The following is a 20426-nucleotide window of genomic DNA, read 5'->3' as shown; positions in this document are numbered from 1 at the left end:
GATGTGTGGCGATCGATGCGGGCGGGTATCGAGAGTGCAACCCCCACATCCCTTCAGGAGGTGCACCGTGCGGCTCCCCACGTTCACCCGCTCGGCCGGCACGACGACCGCGGCCGACGACGAGAAGACCGAGGTTCGCCCCGCCGTCACGCCGCGCGACACGGTCTCCGCCGCCCCGCGCGACAAGGTCGACGACCGGACCCCCTACGCGACGAGCTCCACCGACAAGACCACCGAGGTCATCGAGCGTCCCGCGCCGCCGGCCCCGCCCGTCGTGGTTCCGGCCGAGACCGGCCCGCGCCCGCGCACCAGCTTCATGGCCACGGTCGGCCTGGCACTCAGCGTCGGTGCGGCCGCGCTGGTGCTGACCGGCACGCTCGCCGGGTACGGCATCGCGGTCGCCGCGATCGCGTTCCTCGCCTCGGCCGCCGGTTTCGTGGCCACCCGCCACCGTCACGTGTCGGGCAAGTTCGACGCGCTGATCGGCATGCTTGTCGGCGCCGCCGCGCTGATCGTCGGCATCATGGCCGTCTCCGGCGAGCTGTCCTGGCTCGGCACCGACGCCAGCACCGTCGGCCCGGCGCGAGAGTGGCTTGACGCACAGTTTCCGAACTGGTTCTAACGGGCATATATAGACCAGGCACCTGGAGCGGTTCGCCCAGAGTTGTCGGGGGCAGAGGGCGGTTCGCCTGATTGCCGGGCTTGGGGGGCGGTGGTTCACCGCCCCCCACACAGCTGTTCAGGCAACGTTTCGTCGTCACCGAGCCGATAGACGCAATGAATCGCCGCCACAAGCAAGCTTTAGCGCTGGAACGGTAAACGGCCGCGGCCATAACGTTCGGGGTGAGAAACCGCCCTCGATCTGGAGCCGCACCCATGTTCTCGCACCGGCGCTACCTCATGTGCCGCCCGACCTACTTCGCGGTCGAGTACGCCATAAACCCCTGGATGGACCCGACCGCGCCGTACGACACGGAGCTCGCCGTCCGCCAGTGGACCGCGCTGCGCCAGGTGTACACGGACCTCGGGCACACGGTCGACGAGATAGACCCGATCCCCGGCCTGCCCGACATGGTCTTCGCCGCGAACGGCGCCACAGTCGTCGACGGCACCGTGCTGGCCGTGCAGTTCCTCAACCCGGAGCGCGCGGACGAGGGCCCGGCCTACGCGAATTGGTTCCGGCAGACCGGCTTCGACGTGGTCGAGGCGAAAGCGGTGAACGAGGGCGAGGGCGACATCCTGCTCGCCGGTGACCTCCTGCTGGCCGGCACCGGCTTCCGCACCTCGCACGCGGCACACCTGCAGGCGCAGGAGGCGCTGCGCCGCCCGGTCGTCTCGCTGCAGCTGGTCGACCCGAGCTTCTACCACCTGGACACCGCGCTCTGCGTGCTTGACGCGACGACCGTGGCGTACCTGCCGGATGCGTTCACGCCCGGCAGCCAGGCCGTGCTCCGACGCCTCTTCCCGAACGCGATCCTGGCCGGCGCGGACGACGCCGCGGTGCTCGGCCTCAACGCGGTAAGCGACGGCCGCAACGTCGTACTCCCGATCCAGGCCGGGAACTTCGCCCAACGGCTCGCGGACCGCGGCTTCATGCCGATCGGTGTGGACATGTCCGAGCTGCGCAAGGCGGGTGGCGGGCCCAAGTGCTGCACCCTCGAGATCCGTACCGGGAGCTGACATGATCGTCGACGACCTCACGCTGACGCCGAAGGCGCTCGCGGACGCGGAGCGGTGGACCGCGCACAACTACCACCCGCTGCCGGTCGTCGTCGCCGAGGCCGAGGGTGCCTGGGTGACAGACGTCGACGGCCGCCGCTACCTGGACTGCCTCGCCGGATACTCAGCGCTGAACTTCGGGCACCGGCACCCCACGCTGATCGCGGCCGCACACGCCCAGCTGGACCGGCTCACGCTTACCAGCCGCGCGTTCGTGCACGACCAGTTCGCCGCGTTCTGCAAAGGGCTCGCCGAACTGTGCCACGCGGACCTGGTGCTGCCGATGAACACCGGCGCGGAAGCGGTGGAGACAGCGATCAAGGTGTCCCGCGCGTGGGGCTACCGGGTCAAGGGCGTGCCGGCCGGCCGGGCGCACATCATCGTCGCGGACGGGAACTTCCACGGACGCACCACCACGATCGTCAGCTTCTCCACCGACCCGGACGCACGGGACGACTTCGGGCCGTACACGCCCGGCTTCACCGTCGTCCCCTACGGCGACCTGGCCGCGATGGCCGCGGCGATCACCGACGACACGGTCGCGGTGCTTATCGAGCCGATTCAGGGCGAGGCCGGCGTGCTGGTCCCGCCGCCCGGCTACCTCGCCGGGCTCCGCACGCTCTGCACCGAGCGCAACGTGCTCTTCGTGGCCGACGAGATCCAGTCCGGCCTGGGCCGTACCGGCACCACGTTCGCAGTCGACCACGAGGGCGTCCGCCCCGACCTCTACCTGCTCGGCAAGGCGCTCGGCGGCGGCATCGTGCCGGTCTCCGCGGTCGCCGGCCGCGCCGACGTGCTCGGCGTACTCCGGCCGGGTGAGCACGGCTCCACGTTCGGGGGAAACCCGCTTGCCTGCGCGGTCGCCACCGAGGTGGTCGCGCTGCTGGCCACCGGCGAGTTCCAGCGCCGGTCCGCCACGCTCGGCGCCCGGTTGCACGCCGGCCTGAACGCCCTGATCGGCAACGGCGTGATCGCGGTCCGCGGCCGTGGACTCTGGGCCGGCGTGGACATCGACCCCGCGCTGATGACCGGCCGCCGTGCCTGCGAACTCCTCCTTGAGCAGGGCATCCTCGCCAAGGACACGCACGGCTCCACGATCCGCCTCGCTCCCCCGCTCACCGTCACGGAGGACGAGATCGACTTTGCCCTCGGCCGGTTGGCGGCGATCCTCAGCTCCCCCTGAGGATCGCCGTCCGGGGGCTGGCCCTACTCTCGCTTCGGGGGCCAGCAGGGTTACTCGTGGTTATGCTCAAACTCCAGACTGGAGTAATCATCCAGTCCTGAAACGGGGTCTGACCATGACCATCTCCGCACCCGCGCAACGAGGCAGCGACTACTCACGGTTATCGAAGACGGTGGCCGCGGCCGGCCTGCTCGATCGCCGGCCCGGCTACTACGCCGTCAAGATCGGATCGACAGTCGCGCTGTTCGCCGCCGGATGGGTCGCGGTCGCGCTGCTCGGCGACTCGTGGTGGCAGGCGGCGCTGGCCGTACCGCTGGCGATCGTCTGCACGCAGATGTCGTTCCTCGGCCACGACGCGGGCCACCGGCAGATCGCCCGCACCCGGCGCGGTGCCGTGACGCTCGGGTTGCTGCACGGGAACCTGGCGACAGGCCTCGGCTACGGCTGGTGGATGGACAAGCACACCCGCCACCACGCGAATCCCAACCACGAGGACGAGGACCCGGACGTCGGCGCGGGCGCGCTGGTCTGGACGCACGAGCAGGCGCTGGAGACCCGGGGCGTCCAGCGGTGGATGGCGCGCCGGCAGGCGTACCTCTTCTTCCCGCTGTTGCTCCTTGAGGGCTTCAACTTGCACTGGGCGAGCATCAGGTCGATCCGGGACACGCCGATGCGGCACCGCGCGCTTGAGGCCGTGCTGCTTGCCGTGCACACCGTCGGCTACCTGACGATCGTGCTGACAAGCATGTCGCCGGTGAAGGCACTGGTCTTCGTGTTGATCCATCAAGGTCTGTGGGGGCTCTACATGGGCCTGTCGTTCGCGCCGAACCACAAGGGCATGCCGATACTCACCGCGGCCGACGACCTCGACTACCTTCGCAAGCAGGTGCTGACCTCGCGGAACGTACGCGGTGGCGTGTTCACCGACCTGGCGCTGGGCGGGCTCAACTACCAGATCGAGCACCACCTGTTCCCAAGCATGCCGCGGGCGAACCTGCGCCGCGCCCAGCCGATCGTCCGCGCGTTCTGCGAAGACCTGGGCCTGGGGTACGAGGAGACCGGCCTGGTCCGCTCCTACGGCTACGCGCTCCGGCACCTGCACGAGGTGGGCGCACCGCTGCGTTGACGCGGAAGGGGCCGTGGCCCCCTCCGCGCACGCACGTCAGTTACCGAACGGGTTGTACAGCGAGTCCGGCGCCTCGGTCACCTCGGACGGGTTCGGCGCCTGCACCGTCACCGCGGTGCCGTAGTCGGTGTAGTCGATCTTCACCGGCCCGGCCATCTCCGGCGACGCCTTCTGCACGTCGATTGTCAGGTTCGTCAGCCGGCCCTCCGCGTCAGTGGTCGCCGTGAACGGCACCATCTGCGCGGCGCCGTCGCCGATCGTCACGGTGCCCAGCCCGGTCACGCCCGCGACCTTGGTCAGGTCAACCGTGCCGGCGAACCCGGTGGTGCCGGTGCGCTGCACGTTCGCGCTCGCCGCGATGAACTTCGACGCCTTCGCCGGGTCGGTCTGCCCCGGGCTGATGCTGAAGTTGTCGGTGCCGGACGCCTTCTGCGTGTCAAGGTGCATCCAGCCGGCTGGCAGCGCCTCGCCCAGGCCGGTGACCTTGGCCCACGCGTCCGTACCGATGAGGCGGGTGTCGATCGTGATCTGCCCGCCGGCGGTCTTCAGCGTGGTCTTCGTGTCACCCGCCCCCTTCTGCGGGTCTATCGCACCGGTCACCGAGAGCGCGTCACCGATCGTCATCGAAGCCTTGTAACTGGTCGTGCCGAGCGCCTTCGTCGAGGCGGCCAGCGCGGTGTCCGCCTCGCTCGGCGGCACGGTCGTGGTGGCCGCGGTCGGCGTCACAGCGATCGACGGCAGCGAGATCGGGCTCTCGCCGTTCTCGGCACAGCCACTCAGCGCAATCGCGCTCGCCAGCGCCACACCCGGCGCCCACAGCATTCGGCGGTTCATGCAGCTCTCTCCTTCATCGTCCGGCGGCCCCCACATCGGACGGAAAGCCGTACCCCTGTCTTTCCCCGCGCGCGACTCCCAGCAAACGAACCGCAGGCCGGTTAGGGTCGAGGCATGGCGCAGTTGCTTGGAGACGCAGCGGTTGGCAAGGCACTCGCGCAGCTCACGGGCTGGATCGGCGATCAGGAGGTGATCGTGCGGACCGTCGAGCTGCCAAGCTTCCCGGCCGCGATCGTCGCCGTCGTCGATGTCGCCAAGCACGCCGAGGAGCTCGACCACCACCCGGACATCGACATCCGCTGGCGCACGGTCACCTTTCGGTTGACCACCCACTCCGCCGGAGGCGTCACTGAGCGTGACATTCAGCTCGCGACGCAGATCGACGAGATCGTGGCCCGCGTCCTCGCCCAGGACTCTTGATTTCGCCGGGCCGGGCCTTACCGGCATGATGTGAGCAGCCCGGGCGGAGGTTAAGCGTGAGATTCGAGATCAGCAAGGTGCTTGACGCCATCGAGCGGCGGTTGTGTGTCGACCCCGCGATGGCGAGGGCCGTCCTCGACCTGTCCGAGATCGTCCGATATCAGGACCTCGACCAGGGCAGACCTGCCAGCATGCTGCGCCTCGGCATGGTCGTCGACGCGCTCGGCCGCCAGCTCGCCGAGGAGGACGTGCCGGTCTACGTCATCCTCCCGCGCGCGCTGCTCTCCGACGCGGACCTCACCTCGAACGAGCGTATGGTCGCGCGGCGCTGGGCCGACGACGGACTCGTCGAGGTCGTCCCGCAGATGAACGACCGTGTCCTTGAGGTCGCGGACATCCTCGGCCTCCCGGTGCTCAGCCGCGAGCGCTACGAGGGGCACCGCGGGACGTACCCGTGGATCGGCGACCCCGGCCGCCTCGTCGCCCCGATCGTCGGGCACGGCGGCGCCGCACTCGTCGCCCGCGTCGGCAACGGCCAGGCCGCGCCCGGCGCACCGTCCCAGGCCGGCGTGCGCCTGATGAGCCGCATCTGGCACTGCCCGGAGAGCCCGTGCGCCAGCTTCGGCGGCGAGAGCGGCGGCGACAGCTTCTTCGCCGACCTCCGCCAGCCCGAGCAGGAGTCCCGGCCCGGCGCCCAGCCGCCACCCACGCTCCGCCAGGGCGCGCCCACCTGCCCCCGCCACGGCGCCCGCCTCTCCGACGGCGGCCCACGCCCCGCCGCCGAGGCGCTCGCCATCCGGGTCAGCGGCGTCGTCCGGCAGCGCTTCGTCGTCGTCGAGAACGAGCCGCTCGAGGTCGGCCGCGCCCCCGACAAGGGCGGCATCATGCTCGGCCAGTGGCTCTCCGACGAGGCCCGCAAGTGGATCAGCCGCGCCCACGTCCGCTTCGACCTCCGCGGCGGCGAACTCTCCGTCACCGACGTCAGCACCAACGGCACCGGCATCCGCCCCGGCGGCAGCATGGACGAGGACGACCGTCTCATCATCAAGCGCAAGAAGCGCGTCCTCGAACCCACAGACCTCGTCGAGCTCTACCCCGGCGTCCACGTCGGCCGCGCCCGCAACTGGAGCTCCGGCGGCGTCGTCGACCCGGTCTCCGTCCTCACCGACGCCCCCACCATGAGCCTCCGGGTCGTCCCCCGCTCCTAGCGCGGCCTCCCGACCCGGGCAGCCTCGACAAAGCGGTCCTGATCAGAGTTGTTCTGATCAGGACCGCCTCTTCGACGATCAAGATCACAGACAGGGTCAAAATCAAGACCACAGAGCGGATTTCCCGCTCTGTGGGTGGTTGCGGCCCGCACGCTCCCGCGGGCCCCGGTCGGCCGCGGGCGGCCTTCCTTCCGGTTCCGCGGTCGGCCGAAACCCCCTCGCGCTCGCAGCCGTCGATCGCTCCTTCCGCAAGGCCTCCGGTGCGGGCCCGAGCCACGGCGCGCCACGGCACAAGGCCGCACAGCGCGAAGCAGCGCGAGACACCGCGGCCCGGCGCGGCCCAGCGCGAGGCAGCGCGAAGCCCCACGGCCCAGCGCGAGACACCGCGGCCCAGCGCGAGGCAGCGCGAAGCCCCACGGCCCAGCGCGAGACACCGCGGCCCAGCGAGGCAGCGCGAGGCAGCGCGGAACCTAGAAAGCCGGCGTCCGTCTGACGGAGTCAAGATCCTTGCGACTCTGGAGGCCCTTTCGACGCCACTGAAAGGGCCTCCAGAGCCGCAAGGATCTTGAGTTCACCGCGACAACGGCCGCAGCAGGGCCCGGACCAGGACATTTCCGACGTACGGGCCCGCCCACCCTCAACAACCCGAGTCCAGCTTTTATATCGAGGCTAGGTACGGGAACTCTGTCTGACCGAGGGCCGGGCAGGACAGGATGCCGGGGTGCAGCCAGATACCGACAGCCTTCTCGCGCCGGAGTACCCGTGCCCGTGGTGCGGCGCGAACGCCACGCTCCAGAGCGGATGCCCCGGGTGCGGACGGGGCCCGAACCCTGCCGCAGCCGAGGTCATCGGCCTGGACGGGCGGATCGCGGCGCTCGTTCCGCTTGTCGAGACCGCACGCCGGGAGTTGGAGGCGGCGCGGCGCGTGCACGACGAGCGCGCGGGCATGCTGACGGGGCTCCGGCACCGGCGGAACGGGCTGCTGGCCCACATCCACGCGGAGCGGCTGGCCGCGGCCCCGCCCGCTGCGGCTCCCATTCCGGCTCCGATCGTCGATCAGGCGCCCGCGCGGCCCGAGGCCTCCACCCGTACCGTGCAGAATCTTCTGTTCATCCTGGGTGGACTGCTGCTCGGCACGGCCGCGATCGTGTTCACCACGATCGCCTGGGCCACGTTCGGCCTGGTGGGCCGGGCTGCGATCCTCGGCGTCGTCACCACGCTCGCACTGGCCGCACCGCCTGTCGCGCTGCGCCGGAGGCTGCGGGCGACCGCCGAGACGTTCGCCGCGCTCGGGCTGCTGCTGGTGCTGCTTGACGGCTATGCCGCCTGGTACGTCAACCTGCTCGGCGTCACCGCGATGGACCCCGCACGCTACGCCGGGCTGGTCGCGCTGCTGGCCACGCTGATCGCCGGCGGCTACGGGTGGGCGACCGGGCTGACCGGCCCACGGGTGGCCGCGCTGCTGCTGGCCCAGCCGGTGCTGCCGCTGCTCTTCCCCAGGCAGGGCGCCTACGGCACCGCGCTTGTGCTTGCCGGTGTCGCGGCCGTCGACCTGCTCGCGGCTCGTTTCCCGGCCGGCACCCGGACAGACAATCAGAATCCGGGGGTACGGACGGGGCTGCGCGCGCTCGCCTGGCTCCTCTTCGGCGGCTGGCTCCTCGCCGGTGCCGCGACGGCCCTGTTCGCTCTGATCCCGGACGAGCACGTGCCCGCCTTCCTCGCGCCTACCGCGTTGCTGGTCGACGGGCTGCTGCTCGTCGCGGCGTCGGTGGTCGCCCGCAATGCACGGCTGCAGACCGCCGCGTCCGGCACATTCGTGGTGCTGGTCGCGGTCGCGGCGGCACGCCCGGTGGCCGAGTACGCCGACAACCTCTGGCTGGTCACCGCGACAGTGGTGCTGAGTGCGATCGCCATGATCGTGTACGCCCTCCTCCCGCACCTGCCGGAGGCGATCCGCCCCGGGCCGCGCGCCGGAGCGCTCGTGGTGCTGCTCGGTTCGTATGCCCTGATGGCCGCGACGACGCTGCTCGGCGCGCTGGTGACGCTCGCCGACGCACCCGACCGCTACTTGATCGAGGCGTCGGTCGACTGGCAGCTGCCGCTCGCGATGGTCGTACTACCCCTGATCGTGGCCCCCCTGCTGCCGACCTACGTCCCCCGCCTGTTCCTGCCCACCGCAGTGGGCCTGCCGGGCGCAGTGGGCCTGCCGGGCGCGGTAGGAATGCCGGGCGCGGTAGGAATGCCGGGCGCGGTAGGAATGCCCGGCCCGACCGGGATGCCCGGCCCGACCGGGATGCCCGGCCCGACCGGGATGCCCGGCCCGACCGGGATGCCCGGCCCGACCGGGGCAACCGCCGGTTCTGTCACCGTCGCGACCCCGGGCGCTTTCGGCACCGTCGCGCCGGTCGTCCCCACCGGGGAGGCCCGGCACTGGGGTGGTGGATGGCGCGGGTGGCACGACCCGATCGTGGCCGCCCTGGTGTTGGGTGTGCTGGCGTTGCCGTTCGGCTTCACCATGCCTGTGGTGCTGGCCGCCGGGCTGGACCTGGCGCTCGGCGCGGTACTGCTGCTCGCCGCCACCCGTGAGCGTTCCGACCGGTCGACTGTGGTCCGCGCGGTGCCGGGCGCGGTCCTCGTGCTCTATGCGCTCACGATGACGTCTTCCCGGCCGCTCGTCCTCGCGGTGCTGCTGCCGCTGGCGGTGACGCTCGGTATCGCCGTCGCGGCCCGGGCCCACCGGCACAACTCCCGCCTCGGCGCGCTCGCCCTCGGCGCCGCGCTGCTGGGCGTGCCGCTCGCGGCGGTCACGGTGCTGGCCGCGGCCACGGCCGGCGGCGACGTGCTCAGCCACTCGTGGTGGAGCGATGTCCCGGCCGCCCCGGCCGCCCGGCTGGCCTTCGCGTCCGGCGCGGTGCTGCTGCTCGCGGTGGCGGCCGTCCGGCGCTGGTGGCCCGGCTTCCTCGGTGCGGCCGGAGTGGCATTCGGCCTGGTCATGCTGTTCGCCGGCCTGCCGTTGGACTCCGGCGCGGACGCCGGCGTGATCTACGCCGTGGCCGCGCTCCTGGTCGTGGCCGTGGCCGCCACGCTGCGAAACCTCCTCGCCTGCGCCCCGCCGGACACACTCGACACACCCTCCGCACCCGAAGCCGGTGCCCTGACGCCCAGCCCGTCAACCACCGCCGCAACCGCCGCAACCGCCACAACGCCCCGTCCCACACCGTCCAGTTCCGCAATGCCCGGCGCCGCAATGCCCGGCGCCACAACGCCCGGCGCCACGGCCGCCACCGCGGGCACGCCCGAGCCCACAGCGCCCCGTGCCACAGCACCCAGCCCTACAGCACCCAGTCCCACAGCACCCAGCCCCACAGCACCCAGCCCCACAGCACCCAGCCCCACAGCACCCAGCCCCACAGCACCCAGCCCCACAGCACCCAGCCCCACACCGCCCCACCCCACAGCCGCCACGGCAGGTGCGGCAAGTGCTGTGGCGCCCGGCGCGCAGGCTCCGGCCTACGCCGGTGCCGCCCTTCACCGGCGGGCCACCTGGGGCCAGCTGCTGTTGAGCCTCGTCGGCGGCCCGCTCGCGGTCGCGGTCCTGCTCGGTGTCGTGGACGCGGTGTGGACAGTCGTCGCGGCCCCCTACTCCTGGCTCGGCCTCGGCTGGTCGGCGCGCCCGGCCGGCGCCGGCCTCTCGCCCGGCCCGGTGACGCTGCCGGTCTGGAGCCAGGTCGCTGCCGTCGCGCTGCTGATTCCGGTCGTCGTGCTTGCCGTGCTGGTCTTCACCGGCGGGCGTCGCCGCTGGGCGGTGCTCGGCGGCGCCGCGACCGCGGCAGTCACAGTGCTCGTCGGGCTGGCCGCGGCCGGCGCACCTTGGCCCGCGATTCCCGCGGTGAGCCTGGTGCTCGGCGTGACCGCGCTGCTGGTCTCCGGCTGGGTGCCGAGGACCGGCCTGCTGCTCGTACCCGTGGGGATCGTTCTCAAGGGCGCCGGCCTGGCCGGTGCGTCGCCGCGGCCGGGCACGACGCTTGCCGCGCTGGGCCTGTCCCTGGTCGCGGGCGTGGTGATCGGCGTGACCGGCCGCTGGATGCGCTCCCGGCTGACCGGCTGGCTGGGCGCGGTGGTCGCCGCGATCGGGCTGGCCGGCACGACCGGGGCGGCGGCGGACCTTCCGTTGCGGCTGACCGCGCTGATCGTGCTGGCCGTTGCGGTGGCCGCGCTGACGCTCGGCGCGCTGCTGCGCCGGGCGCGCCCGGCCGAGGCGGGTCCGGTCGAGGTGGCGGCGCATGCCACCGCGGTGGTCGCGTTCCTGCTGGTGATCGGCGGAGACCTGCGGTACGCGGCCTCGGTCGCGCTGCTGTGGGGCATCGCGGTCGGCGTGCGCGCGATCTTCGGGCCGTGGCGCCGGCCGCTCGGGCTGGTCGCGGCCGGGTCGCTGCTGCTGGCCTGGTGGCTGCTGCTCGCGTCGGCGAGCGTGGGCGTGTGGGAGGCGTACACGCTGCCGGCCGCCCTGGTCGCGGCCGTGACCGGGCTGATCGCCGCCCGGCACCGGCCCGCGCTGAGCAGCTGGCGGGCCTATGCGGTGTCGGTCGCGGCCGCGCTGTTGCCGAGCCTGGCCGCGGTCCTGCTCGGTGACGCGTCCTGGCAGCGCCGTCTGCTGCTCGGCGTCGGCGCGGTGGTCCTGGTGATCGGCGGTGCGATCCGCCGCCGGCAGTCCCCGGTCGTGCTCGGCGGCGGCACGCTGCTGGTTCTGTCGCTGACCGAGGTGGTACGCGTCTGGGATCTGCTGCCGCGCTGGCTGCCGTTCGCGGTCGGCGGCGTCCTGCTGCTTACACTCGCGATCACCTACGAACGGCGCCGCCGCGATCTGGCCCGGTTGCGCGCGGCCGTCGGCCGGATGAGCTGAGGGGACGCCACGTGACACCTACCCGCTTCGTGCTGTGGGACATCGACGGCACGCTGCTGGAGGCGAAGGGGTACGGCTGGCGGCTGGCCGACCGCGCGTTCCGGCAGCTCTACGGCCGTCCGCTTGTGCACATGGTGCCGCTCGCGGGCCGTACCGACCGGGCCATCTGGACCGACGTCCTCGACCGGCACGGCGTGCCCGGCGCCCCGGACGAGTTGATCACCGTGATCGAGTCGCTTGCGCCCGGCTCCCACGCAGCCGATGCGGCCCTGCTGCCCGGCGCGGACGCGGCGATCCATGCGCTCACGGCACACTCGACGGTCGTGCAGTCGGTGCTCACCGGCAATCTGGGCCCGGTCGCCGCCGCCAAACTGGGCGCGGTGGGTCTCGGCGCCGGCCTGGATCTGCGCCTGGCCGCCTACGGCCGTGACCATGCGGTCCGCGCGGATCTGGTCGCTGTCGCCCGCACCGCGCTCGCCCGCCTGCACCCCGGCACCTCAGGCATCACCACGATCCTGATCGGCGACACCCCGCTCGACGTGGAGGCGGCACACGCGGCCGGCGCCCGCGCGATCGGGGTCGCGACCGGCCGTTTCTCCGCCGCCGAGCTCACCGCCGCCGGCGCCGCGCTCCTCCTGCCCGATCTGACCGACACGGACCGCCTGGTCGCGGCGGTACTAGCCGAGTCGTGAGCCGGTGCTAGCCGAGTCATGAGCCGGTGCCGGCCGAGTCATGAGCCGGTGCCAGCAGAGTCATGAGCCGCCCGGGGTGTGGGGGTGAGGCCTGCCCACCGCGGGACCGGTGCCCGCGGGAGCGTGCGGGCCGGACCACCGCGGGAGCGGGAAGATCGAATGTGTGGTCTTGAGGCCTGTGGCCAGGTCAGGGATGGGTCGAGGCGTGGACCCAGGAGAGGTAGTCGGGGTTGCCGGCGGTAACCGGCACGGCGACGATCTCCGGGACGTCGTAGGGGTGGGCCGCCCGCAGGTGCTCGATGAGAGCGTCGAGCCGGTCGGCGGTGGTCTTGAGGTGGACGACCCATTCGGAGGAGGTCTCGATCTCCCCCTCCCACCAGTAGGTGCTGGTGATCGGGCCGCCGACCTGTGCGCACGCGGCGAGGCGGGCGGTCACGGCGGTACGGGCGAGCGAGTCCGCGGCGGGGCGGCCGTCGACTGTGGTGGTCACCAGATGTGTTTGTTCCACACGGGAACGCTACCGCCGGTCGCGCTTCGGTCCCATCGGGCGCGCGGGCTGGGGCTGGTGTGCCTCGATCCAGTCGTCGATGCGCTTCCACCAGTCGAAGAGCCATTCGACGCGTTCCTGTTCGGACCGGGGGATCTCCTCCGGCGGTACGGACCAGAAGCTCATCATGATGGTCTTGTCGGTGGGCAGTTCCCGCCAGACGTCGCCGACCGTGAGCATCTTGTCCAGCCCGGTGTGCGCCACGAAGATCACGCCGGCGTCCGGGGCCGCCTCGATTGCCGCGTTGAGGCCGCCGGGCTTCGGCGCGAGCACGTGCCGCATGTTCTCGGCACGGCGGGCCATCTTCTCCAGGCCGAGCGCGCGGAGCCGGTTGATCGCCTTGATCCGGCGCTTGGGCGTGAAGTTGCCGCCCTCCGGGAAGATCACCAGCGCGTCGTTCGGGTCGAGGCCGACTGTGACGTCGAAGATCTGCTTCTCGATGTCCTGGCCGGGCGTGCGGCCGGGCGCGATGAACCGGGTGGGCAGCCGGTTGAGCAGCACGTCGATCGCCGGGTCCCACTGCAGCGCGTCCTTGAGCACGATGCGCGGCTCACGGTCGAAGCGGTTGACGAGCGAGTGGATCAGGATGAACGAGTCGCCGGGTCCGGCGTGCCGGCAGACCACGATCTCCGGGCGGCCGGGCAGCGCCACGTCCGGGTCGGTGCCGACGATCTCGATGTCCACATTGAGCGCGCCGCGGAGCAGCTGGTAGAGCGACTGAAGGAATGCGCCGCAGGCCAGGTAGTGCGCGCGCTGGAACGCCGGCGACCGCTTCTTCCAGCCGAAGCCGGACGCGAGCCACAGGCCGAAGAGCACGATCAGCGCGGTCGCGTCCCAGACCACGTAGACGATGACCGCCCAGGTGATGCGCAGCAGCCGCAGCCGGCCGGGCAGGATCGGCGACAGCACCAGCACCACCGGGAGAAGAACCGGAAGGCTCGCCAGGAGTACGGCCGCGAGCGCCACCATCAGCGGGCCTAGCACGATTCTGCGGAACCACCGTGGCGGTAACGGCATGATCTAGCCCTTCACGTTGTCCTGCAGGTAGCGACGGGACGCCGTGTAGGCACGACTGATCCGCCGGCCGACCGCGGCCATGTCCCGGTAGGCCCACGGCGTGTCGTCGCGCGGTTCCCCGCCTCCGGTCGGCAGCACGTGCACCTCCACATCATCGGGCAGCGCCGACATCTCCCGTGCGAACCGGTGCCGCCGGGCGATCTCGAACGCCACCTGCGCCACCTCCCACGGGCGGCGTGGCGGCGTCAGCGCGCGCTCGATCCGGCCCACCTGGAGCACGAAGATCAGTTTGGCGCCGCCGCGGACCGCCTCGTCGACCGGGATGGAGTTGACGATGCCGCCGTCGATGTAGTGCTCACCGTCGATCTCGGACGGCGGCAGCAGTCCTGGCACGGCCGCGGACGCCTGCACGGCCCGGACCAGCGGACCCGTGGTGAACCAGTGCTCCGCGGCCCGCTCGATGCTTGCCGCGCAGCACCGGAACGGCACCCGCAGGTCCTCGAACGTGGTGTGCTCGCCGAGCTCCCGCTCCAGCAGCCGGCGCAGCGGCAGCGGCGAGTGCAGGTGGGTGCGCGCGGCGAACCGGCGCAGCTGCCGGGCGAGCGAGTCGCCGTAGACCTCGCCTGCCTCCGGGGACGCCCAGAGCCGGACCAGCCGGTCCGTCACCGCCTCGGTCGGGTCGGCCGCGACGAGCGCGCCGTTGACCGCGCCGATCGAGGTGCCGACCACCAGGTCAGGGGTGAAGCCAGCGCGGAGCAGGGCACGCAGCATGCCCACCTCGACGGCGCCGAGCACGCCACCACCGCCGAGCACGAATGCGACCGGGCTGTTGACCATGGCAAACATCCTTACACGTCGCCGCTCGTAGGCGTGGGTCGCCCGATTAGTGAGGTACGCCGGTCCGCGTAACCTCCCGTTGACAACGCGTGCCGATTCGCGCAGCCTGATGTCTTCGGTTGTCCCCACCAGGTTGTCAGGTGTGAGAGATGCCCTCGTTGCACCCCGGCGGGCTGCTGGCCCGAAGGTACCGCCTCATCGATCGGATCGGCGCCGGCGGCATGTCAGTGATCTGGCGGGCGCACGACGAGGTTCTCGACCGGGTGGTCGCGCTCAAGGTGCTCGCCGCGTCGCTCGCCGCGGACGCCCGCTTCCGCTCGCTTGTCCGCCAGGAGGCGCGGGCCGCCGGTGCGCTGATCCACCCGCACGTCACCGCCGTGCACGACTACGGCGAGGACGTCGACCCGGACGGTACGGTCACCGCGTTCGTGGTGATGGAGCTGCTCAGCGGCGAGGTGCTGGAGTCCCGGCTGACCCAGGGGCCGCTGCGCTGGGACCACGCGGTCCGGGTCTGCGCGGAGGTGGCGGAGGCGCTTGCGGCCGCGCACCGGCTCGGGATCGTGCACCGGGACGTCACCCCGGCGAACATCATGCTCACCGCGCTCGGCGCGAAGGTGCTCGACTTCGGCATCGCCACCCACATCGGCGCGCCGGACGAGGACGAGGAGGGCGACACGTTCGGCACGCCGGCCTATGTGGCGCCGGAGCGGCTGGACGGCACGCCCGCGCAGCCCGCGACGGACGTGTACTCGCTTGGCGTGCTGCTCTACGAGACGGTGACCGGGCGGGTGCCGTACCCGGCCGAGACCTGGGACGAGCTGGCCGAGGCGCTGGCCGTGCCGGAGCCGCCGCCGATGGACGGGATGCCGGACGAGGTCACCGCCGTCTGCCTGCGCTGCCTGGACCGGGACCCGGTACGGCGGCCGACCGCCTACCAGGTGGCCGCGGAGCTGCGCGGGCTGCTTCCCCCGTCGGTGCCGGCGCGGCGGACGGCACGGGCGACGACAGTACGTGGGCGGATCGCTGCGCTCGCCACCGGCGGTGTGCTTGTCATGGCGGGCGCGCTGCTGGCCGGCGCCTATCTGCGGCCGCCCGCGGACGTCGCCGCACCCACGCACGGCCCGTCGGCGAGCACACTGCCGTCGCCACCGCCGTCACCACCGCCGTCGCCGTCGTCGTCGCTCGCACCGCGCGTCACCGGGACCGGGGCGCCGGCCGCGTCCACCACGCCGACCGCCACCGCGCCAACGGTCCGCGAGGCGATGGCCGCGCTCGGCCACATCCTTGACGACGGCGTGGCGAGCGGTGAGATCACCGCCGAGGCTGGCCGGGACCTGCGCAACCTGGTGTCCAATCTGGAGAACAACCTGGCCACCGGCGGGGTACGCGATCTGGCGCCGCAGGTGCACAACCTCCACGTCAAGGTGGGCGACCGGAAGCGCGAGGGCGAGATCTCGGCCGATTACGCGACCGAGCTCGGCGCCGCGCTGGACGCGCTCGCGACGGCAGTCTAGGTTTCCCCGCGCGGATACCCTTCGCAGTCGGACGCGGGGGCAGTGGCGACGAGGGAGTGGTCGTGGAGCGTGTGGACACCGGCTCGCACGATGGGCTGACCGAGTTCCTCGATGCGGCGTTCGACGCCGAGGTCGCGCTCAGCCCGCAGACCGCCGCGCTGCTGGGCCTCGACCACGATCCCGGCCGGCTCGACGACCGGTCCGACGCCGGGCGGCTGCGACACCTGGAGCTGCTGAGATCCCAGCGGGCGGAGCTGCTGCGGCGCTTCCCCACGGAGACGCTCGGGCCGGAGGGGCGGCTCAACGCGGCGATGTTCACCGACCGGGTGGCGCGGGCCGAGGCGGCGTTCACCTGGCGGCACCACATCGCGCCGGGCTCGGCCATCGAAGGGCCGGAGGAGAGCGCCGCCTTCCTGATCGGCAAGCACCGGATCGCCTCGGTGGAAAACGCCGAAAACTACATCTCCCGGGTACGGGACATCGCGCGCGTCCTCACGGAGCGGGCGGAGCGGCTCGACGTCCAGCGCGGCCTGGGCATCACACCGACCGCGCTGCAGATCACCCAGCTGCGGCGGACGCTCCTGCCGTACGACGACGGCGACGGCAGCCCCCTCCTGGCGGACTTCACGACCAAGCTCGCGGCCCTCGGACTGCCCGCCGCGCGCCACGCCGGCCTGGTCGCGGACGCCACCGACGCCGTGCACTCCGAGGTCCGCGCCGGACGTGAGCGTTACCAGGCCGCGATCGATGAGATCGCCGCCCACCCGCGTGCCGACGATGGTGTCTGGAGCCTCCCCGACGGCGACGCCTACTACGCTGCCGCGCTCCGGCGCTGGAACACCACTGACCTGACCGCGGACCGGATTCACGAGATCGGGCTCGCCCAGGTGGAGCAGATCCACGCCGAGATGCGCGAGGTCATGCGCGTGCTCGGCGCCACCGGGACGGTCGCGGACTTCGCCGAGAAGGTCCGGGCCGACCCACAATTCCGGTACGCCGACGACGCCGCCGGGCACGCCCGGTACCTGGCCGACGCGGAACGTTACCTCGCCGAGTCGACAGCGATCTCGTCCCGCCTCTTCCGGGCGCTGCCGAAGGCCCCGATCGAGGTCCGCGCGGTCGAGAGCTGGCGGGAGGCGAACGCGCCGATCGCCTTCTACGAGCTGCCCTCACCGGACGGGGAACGGCCCGGCTTCTTCTACCTCAACCTCGCCACAATCGCGGAGGCGCAGACCATCCAGCTGCCCGGCATGGTCTACCACGAGGGCATTCCCGGCCACCACTTCCAGATCGCGCTCGCCCAGGAACGCACTGACCTGCCCCGGTTCCGCAGGTTCGACATCGGCTACGGCGCCTACGTGGAGGGCTGGGGGCTCTACGCGGAGCGGCTTGCGGACGAGCTTGGCCTCTACGGGGACCCGTACGCCCGCTTCGGCATGCTGTCCCTCCAGCTGTGGCGCGCCTGCCGTCTGGTGCTCGACACCGGCCTGCACGCCAAGCGCTGGACCCGCGCGCGGGCCATCGCCTACTTCGCCGCGAACAGCTCCATCTCGCACGCCGACATCGAGAAGGAGGTGGACCGCTACATCGGGCTCCCCGGCCAGGCCACGTCGTACACGATCGGCCAGCTGCGCATCCAGGACCTCCGCACCCGCGCCGAGACCGCGCTCGGCCCGCACTTCGACCTCCGCGACTTCCACGACGCGATCCTTGCCGACGGCGCGCTCCCGCTGCACCTGCTCGACACCCGGGTCGACCACTGGATCGGCACCACCGCCCGGTGACGGGACGGCGGGGCCGGCACCGCGTGGGTTTCCCGCGACAAGCGACGCGACCGGCTCCGATCGGCGGCCCGAAGCGGAGCGCCAGCGGAGTCTTCGGGCCGCCGGAGGTTTGCCCGCGGGAGCATGCGGGCCGGACCACCCGCAGAGCGGGAAAATGGGTTGAGGGCTTGTCCGTGTCAGCGGATGCGGTCGCCTGCGGAGTCGAAGAGCAGCAGTCGGTCCAGGTCCACCGCGACCGTCAGATTCTCGCCGGGGCGGGGCAGGCCGTCCGCCGCCGGGACGCGCACCACCAGGTCGCCGTCGGTCTGGTCGGCGGTGGCATCGGCGGGCTCGTAGGCCGGGTAGAAGCCGTATTCGGTACGGGCGGTCGCGGGGGCGTCCGCGTGCCGGGGCAGCAGGCGGCCGATCGGGCTGCGGCGGGGCGCGGGCTCGGGCGGATCGGCGAGCAGGCCGGCGAGATGGGCCGGGTCGGGCGCGCCGAGCCTGGTCTGGGCGGGCGGGGTCGGCAGGCCGCCGGCATCGAGATAGACGATGCCCTCGTGGCCGTGATTCTCCACGTGCCGGACCCGCCCCCGCAGGCTGGCGCCGTCCGCGTCACCTGTGGCGCGCAACGCCTCCGGGCGGAGCCCTACCGTCACCCGCTCGTGCCGGAGCAACGCCGCCCCCCGCGCGTCGCCGGGCGGCAGCAGCAGCACCTGGCTGCCCAGATCGACAGTCACCCGGCCGTCCGCCGGGTAGACCGCGCCCTCGAACAGGTTCGCCCGCGGCCGGCCGAGGAACGCGGCCACGAACACTGTGGCCGGATCGTCGTAGACGTCAAGCGGCGTGCCGACCTGCTGCAACACGCCGGCGCGGAGCACCGCCACCCGGTCCGCGACGGTAAGCGCCTCGGCCTGATCATGCGTGACGTAGAGCGTGGTCACCCCGACCCGGCGCGCGGTCGCGGCCACCTCGCCGCGCAGCTCGGCACGCAGCCCCGCGTCCAGGTGCGCCAGCGGCTCGTCCAGCAGGAAGACCTGCGGCGAGCGGACAAGTGCGCGGGCCATCGCCACCCGCTGCCGTTCGCCGCCGGAGAGCTGGGCGGGCCGCCGGTCCAGCAACCCGCTCAGGCCCAGCTGGGCTGCGGTGCGCGCGACGAGCACTGACACACCCGGCGCGGACCGCAGCGGAAACCCGATGTTCTCCGCGACCGTGAGATGCGGGTAGAGCGCATAGTGCTGGAAGACCATCGCCACGTTCCGGTCCCGGGTGTGCAGGTGATCGACGACCTGCCCACCGAACCGCACCTGCCCCGAGGTGGCCGTCTCCAGCCCCGCGACAAGCCGCAGCACAGTCGACTTCCCACACCCGGTCGGCCCGAGCAGAACGAGCAGTTCCCCGTCCGGAACGTCAAGGGTCAGCCCGTCCACGGCCACGGTGCCGTCATCGAACACCTTCGTCAGGTGGTCGAGCGCCACGGCCGTCATGCCGCCATCGTGAGATGCCACCGACACGCTGCGCCACACCACATCGACGGACGGCACTCTCCCCGCGCCAAGCGGTGACCGGCACGGGTTCACCCCCGCGGGTGACGAAGAAGGTCGGAACGAACCTCCGAATGGTTGCATTGTCGCCGGAGCCGGACGTCGGCGCCGGATCGCTCAGATACCCCGTTCCTCAACATCAAGTGTGGAAGTATCCCTGATATGAGCTTGAATCACGTCGATATCCGCCGCGGTTTTCGCCGATCGCAGCGCTGCGAGACCGCCAACTGCGTCGAGGTTGACACGGACCGCGCGCTCTCCGGACGCGTCTATGTACGCGACAGCGACGAGCCCGGCGCCGTCCTCGCCTTCGCTCCCACGGACTGGTCCGCCTTCCTTCGCACGCTCAGGACCGACTGAGCCAGACGGCGCCGTCGAGCCACGACCGAGCCCGCCACGATCAGTGCGGTCACGCCGCCGGCCCCGATCATCACCGGTGCCCGGCGGCGCCACACCGGTACCGCCGACCGGACCGCCGCCACCGGAACCGCGGATTCGAAGGCCTGCTCCGCCAGGTCGAAAAAGCGCTTCTGCCGCTCGTTGTGGGCGGCCCTGGAGATGGTGTCGTGGACGAGTTCCCACCAGCGCCGGATATCGGGAACACTGAACTGATTGATCAGTTCAAGCCGAATCGCATCCTCCGGCAGATATCCGATCTCATAGCCGTGCTCCAGATACCGGTACATCAGGTTGGTGTAGATGTCCCGCCGGTGCTGCAGACGCATTTCCGGATCAAAAAGCGGTGGCTGAGGCCGAACCTCGGGATGCTCGATCAAGATCTTCATAAGCTCGATCTGCATCATCCGGACGCCTTGCGCCTGCGACATTCTGATCTGCCGGGTCTGCATGAGCAGCGCGATCACCACGCCTAGCGTCGCGCCGCCGGAGAGCAGCGCGGACAAGCCGCCGTAGGCCTGGCCAATCTGACTCATCCGGTCGACGGCCGCTCCCGACATTGCGGAATAGATGCCCATCAAGGCGATCGGGGTGGAAACGGACAGCAGTACTGCGAGACCGGAAAGCACCACGATGATCGTTATTCTGCGCACCGGACCTCACAATTGATCGCCCCGATTCTGCGACCCATGCTATCGACCGTCGCCAACGCCTCACCGGCAT

General features: G+C 71.8%; 17 protein-coding genes. 11 read left to right on the top strand and 6 right to left on the bottom strand.

Features of this window, described 5'->3' with window-relative positions; all coding sequences use genetic code 11:
* Positions 1-67: 67 nt before the first annotated feature.
* From ACIA8K_RS24240 to ACIA8K_RS24225, 4 genes are all read left to right on the top strand, one after another.
* Positions 68-622: a hypothetical protein gene (locus tag ACIA8K_RS24240; RefSeq protein ID WP_396062907.1), complete on the top strand. Its 555-nt coding sequence runs from the start codon at positions 68-70 to the stop codon at positions 620-622.
* Between the two features lie 254 nt (positions 623-876).
* Positions 877-1680, top strand: a complete 804-nt coding sequence (gene ddaH, locus ACIA8K_RS24235) for a dimethylargininase (protein WP_396062905.1) — start codon at positions 877-879, stop codon at positions 1678-1680.
* A 1-nt stretch (position 1681) separates the two neighbouring features.
* The gene (rocD, locus tag ACIA8K_RS24230) at positions 1682-2902 is read left to right on the top strand and encodes an ornithine--oxo-acid transaminase (RefSeq protein WP_396062903.1); all 1221 of its coding nucleotides are present in this window, start codon (positions 1682-1684) and stop codon (positions 2900-2902) included.
* Positions 2903-3017: 115 nt separating this feature from the next.
* Entirely contained in the window at positions 3018-4028 is a 1011-nt protein-coding gene (locus tag ACIA8K_RS24225; RefSeq protein WP_396062901.1) for a fatty acid desaturase family protein, read from the top strand.
* Positions 4029-4064: 36 nt separating this feature from the next.
* Here ACIA8K_RS24225 and ACIA8K_RS24220 read toward each other — a convergent pair whose 3' ends face one another.
* Entirely contained in the window at positions 4065-4862 is a 798-nt protein-coding gene (locus tag ACIA8K_RS24220) for a hypothetical protein (protein ID WP_396062899.1), read from the bottom strand.
* A 114-nt stretch (positions 4863-4976) separates the two neighbouring features.
* On the opposite strand from ACIA8K_RS24220, the gene ACIA8K_RS24215 reads away from it, so the two are divergent.
* The 4 genes from ACIA8K_RS24215 (at position 4977) to ACIA8K_RS24200 (ending at position 12085) form a co-directional block, all read left to right on the top strand.
* Positions 4977-5282 (top strand): 4a-hydroxytetrahydrobiopterin dehydratase, encoded by a 306-nt coding sequence (locus tag ACIA8K_RS24215; protein WP_396062897.1) that lies wholly within the window; start codon positions 4977-4979, stop codon positions 5280-5282.
* Positions 5283-5338: 56 nt separating this feature from the next.
* The gene (locus ACIA8K_RS24210) at positions 5339-6490 is read left to right on the top strand and encodes an FHA domain-containing protein (RefSeq protein ID WP_396062895.1); all 1152 of its coding nucleotides are present in this window, start codon (positions 5339-5341) and stop codon (positions 6488-6490) included.
* Between the two features lie 721 nt (positions 6491-7211).
* Positions 7212-11393: an SCO7613 C-terminal domain-containing membrane protein gene (locus ACIA8K_RS24205; RefSeq protein ID WP_396062893.1), complete on the top strand. Its 4182-nt coding sequence runs from the start codon at positions 7212-7214 to the stop codon at positions 11391-11393.
* Between the two features lie 11 nt (positions 11394-11404).
* Positions 11405-12085, top strand: a complete 681-nt coding sequence (locus ACIA8K_RS24200) for an HAD hydrolase-like protein (protein ID WP_396062891.1) — start codon at positions 11405-11407, stop codon at positions 12083-12085.
* Between the two features lie 187 nt (positions 12086-12272).
* Here ACIA8K_RS24200 and cutA read toward each other — a convergent pair whose 3' ends face one another.
* The 3 genes from cutA to ACIA8K_RS24185 are packed head-to-tail and all read right to left on the bottom strand — an operon-like array spanning position 12273 to position 14486.
* Positions 12273-12593 (bottom strand): divalent-cation tolerance protein CutA, encoded by a 321-nt coding sequence (cutA, locus tag ACIA8K_RS24195; RefSeq protein ID WP_396062889.1) that lies wholly within the window; start codon positions 12591-12593, stop codon positions 12273-12275.
* A gap of 9 nt (positions 12594-12602) precedes the next feature.
* A complete protein-coding gene (locus ACIA8K_RS24190) occupies positions 12603-13649 on the bottom strand; it encodes a 1-acyl-sn-glycerol-3-phosphate acyltransferase (RefSeq protein ID WP_396062887.1) in 1047 nt (348 codons plus the stop codon).
* A gap of 3 nt (positions 13650-13652) precedes the next feature.
* The gene (locus ACIA8K_RS24185) at positions 13653-14486 is read right to left on the bottom strand and encodes a patatin-like phospholipase family protein (protein WP_396062885.1); all 834 of its coding nucleotides are present in this window, start codon (positions 14484-14486) and stop codon (positions 13653-13655) included.
* Positions 14487-14635: 149 nt separating this feature from the next.
* On the opposite strand from ACIA8K_RS24185, the gene ACIA8K_RS24180 reads away from it, so the two are divergent.
* Positions 14636-16000 (top strand): serine/threonine-protein kinase, encoded by a 1365-nt coding sequence (locus tag ACIA8K_RS24180; protein ID WP_396062883.1) that lies wholly within the window; start codon positions 14636-14638, stop codon positions 15998-16000.
* A gap of 62 nt (positions 16001-16062) precedes the next feature.
* Positions 16063-17784: a DUF885 domain-containing protein gene (locus tag ACIA8K_RS24175; protein ID WP_396062881.1), complete on the top strand. Its 1722-nt coding sequence runs from the start codon at positions 16063-16065 to the stop codon at positions 17782-17784.
* Between the two features lie 176 nt (positions 17785-17960).
* Here the strand turns inward: ACIA8K_RS24175 and ACIA8K_RS24170 are convergent, their stop codons facing one another.
* Positions 17961-19250 (bottom strand): ABC transporter ATP-binding protein, encoded by a 1290-nt coding sequence (locus ACIA8K_RS24170; RefSeq protein ID WP_396062879.1) that lies wholly within the window; start codon positions 19248-19250, stop codon positions 17961-17963.
* Between the two features lie 219 nt (positions 19251-19469).
* On the opposite strand from ACIA8K_RS24170, the gene ACIA8K_RS24165 reads away from it, so the two are divergent.
* Positions 19470-19667 (top strand): DUF397 domain-containing protein, encoded by a 198-nt coding sequence (locus ACIA8K_RS24165; RefSeq protein WP_396062877.1) that lies wholly within the window; start codon positions 19470-19472, stop codon positions 19665-19667.
* Here the strand turns inward: ACIA8K_RS24165 and ACIA8K_RS24160 are convergent.
* Positions 19577-20356 carry a DUF6082 family protein gene (locus ACIA8K_RS24160; protein WP_396062875.1) on the bottom strand — a complete coding sequence of 260 codons (780 nt, stop codon included), beginning with the start codon at positions 20354-20356 and terminating at the stop codon, positions 19577-19579. The two genes, ACIA8K_RS24165 and ACIA8K_RS24160, sit on opposite strands and share 91 nt — an antisense overlap.
* Positions 20357-20426: the final 70 nt, after the last annotated feature.

Source organism: Catenuloplanes sp. NPDC051500 (genome assembly GCF_044454585.1).
GTDB lineage: Bacteria > Actinomycetota > Actinomycetes > Mycobacteriales > Micromonosporaceae > Catenuloplanes.
The sequence above is the reverse complement of the archived record's forward strand: the minus strand, read 5'-3'. Positions and strand labels throughout refer to the sequence as shown.

Excerpts from the sequence above, each read along its gene's own strand:
- rocD (WP_396062903.1), top strand. The coding sequence starts at position 1,682 with ATGATCGTCGACGACCTCACGCTGACGCCGAAGGCGCTCGCGGACGCG.
- ddaH (WP_396062905.1), top strand. The coding sequence starts at position 877 with ATGTTCTCGCACCGGCGCTACCTCATGTGCCGCCCGACCTACTTCGCG.
- ACIA8K_RS24185 (WP_396062885.1), bottom strand. The coding sequence starts at position 14,486 with ATGGTCAACAGCCCGGTCGCATTCGTGCTCGGCGGTGGTGGCGTGCTC.
- ACIA8K_RS24225 (WP_396062901.1), top strand. The coding sequence starts at position 3,018 with ATGACCATCTCCGCACCCGCGCAACGAGGCAGCGACTACTCACGGTTA.
- ACIA8K_RS24220 (WP_396062899.1), bottom strand. The coding sequence starts at position 4,862 with ATGAACCGCCGAATGCTGTGGGCGCCGGGTGTGGCGCTGGCGAGCGCG.
- ACIA8K_RS24215 (WP_396062897.1), top strand. The coding sequence starts at position 4,977 with ATGGCGCAGTTGCTTGGAGACGCAGCGGTTGGCAAGGCACTCGCGCAG.
- ACIA8K_RS24180 (WP_396062883.1), top strand. The coding sequence starts at position 14,636 with ATGCCCTCGTTGCACCCCGGCGGGCTGCTGGCCCGAAGGTACCGCCTC.
- ACIA8K_RS24170 (WP_396062879.1), bottom strand. The coding sequence starts at position 19,250 with ATGACGGCCGTGGCGCTCGACCACCTGACGAAGGTGTTCGATGACGGC.
- ACIA8K_RS24165 (WP_396062877.1), top strand. The coding sequence starts at position 19,470 with ATGAGCTTGAATCACGTCGATATCCGCCGCGGTTTTCGCCGATCGCAG.
- ACIA8K_RS24190 (WP_396062887.1), bottom strand. The coding sequence starts at position 13,649 with ATGCCGTTACCGCCACGGTGGTTCCGCAGAATCGTGCTAGGCCCGCTG.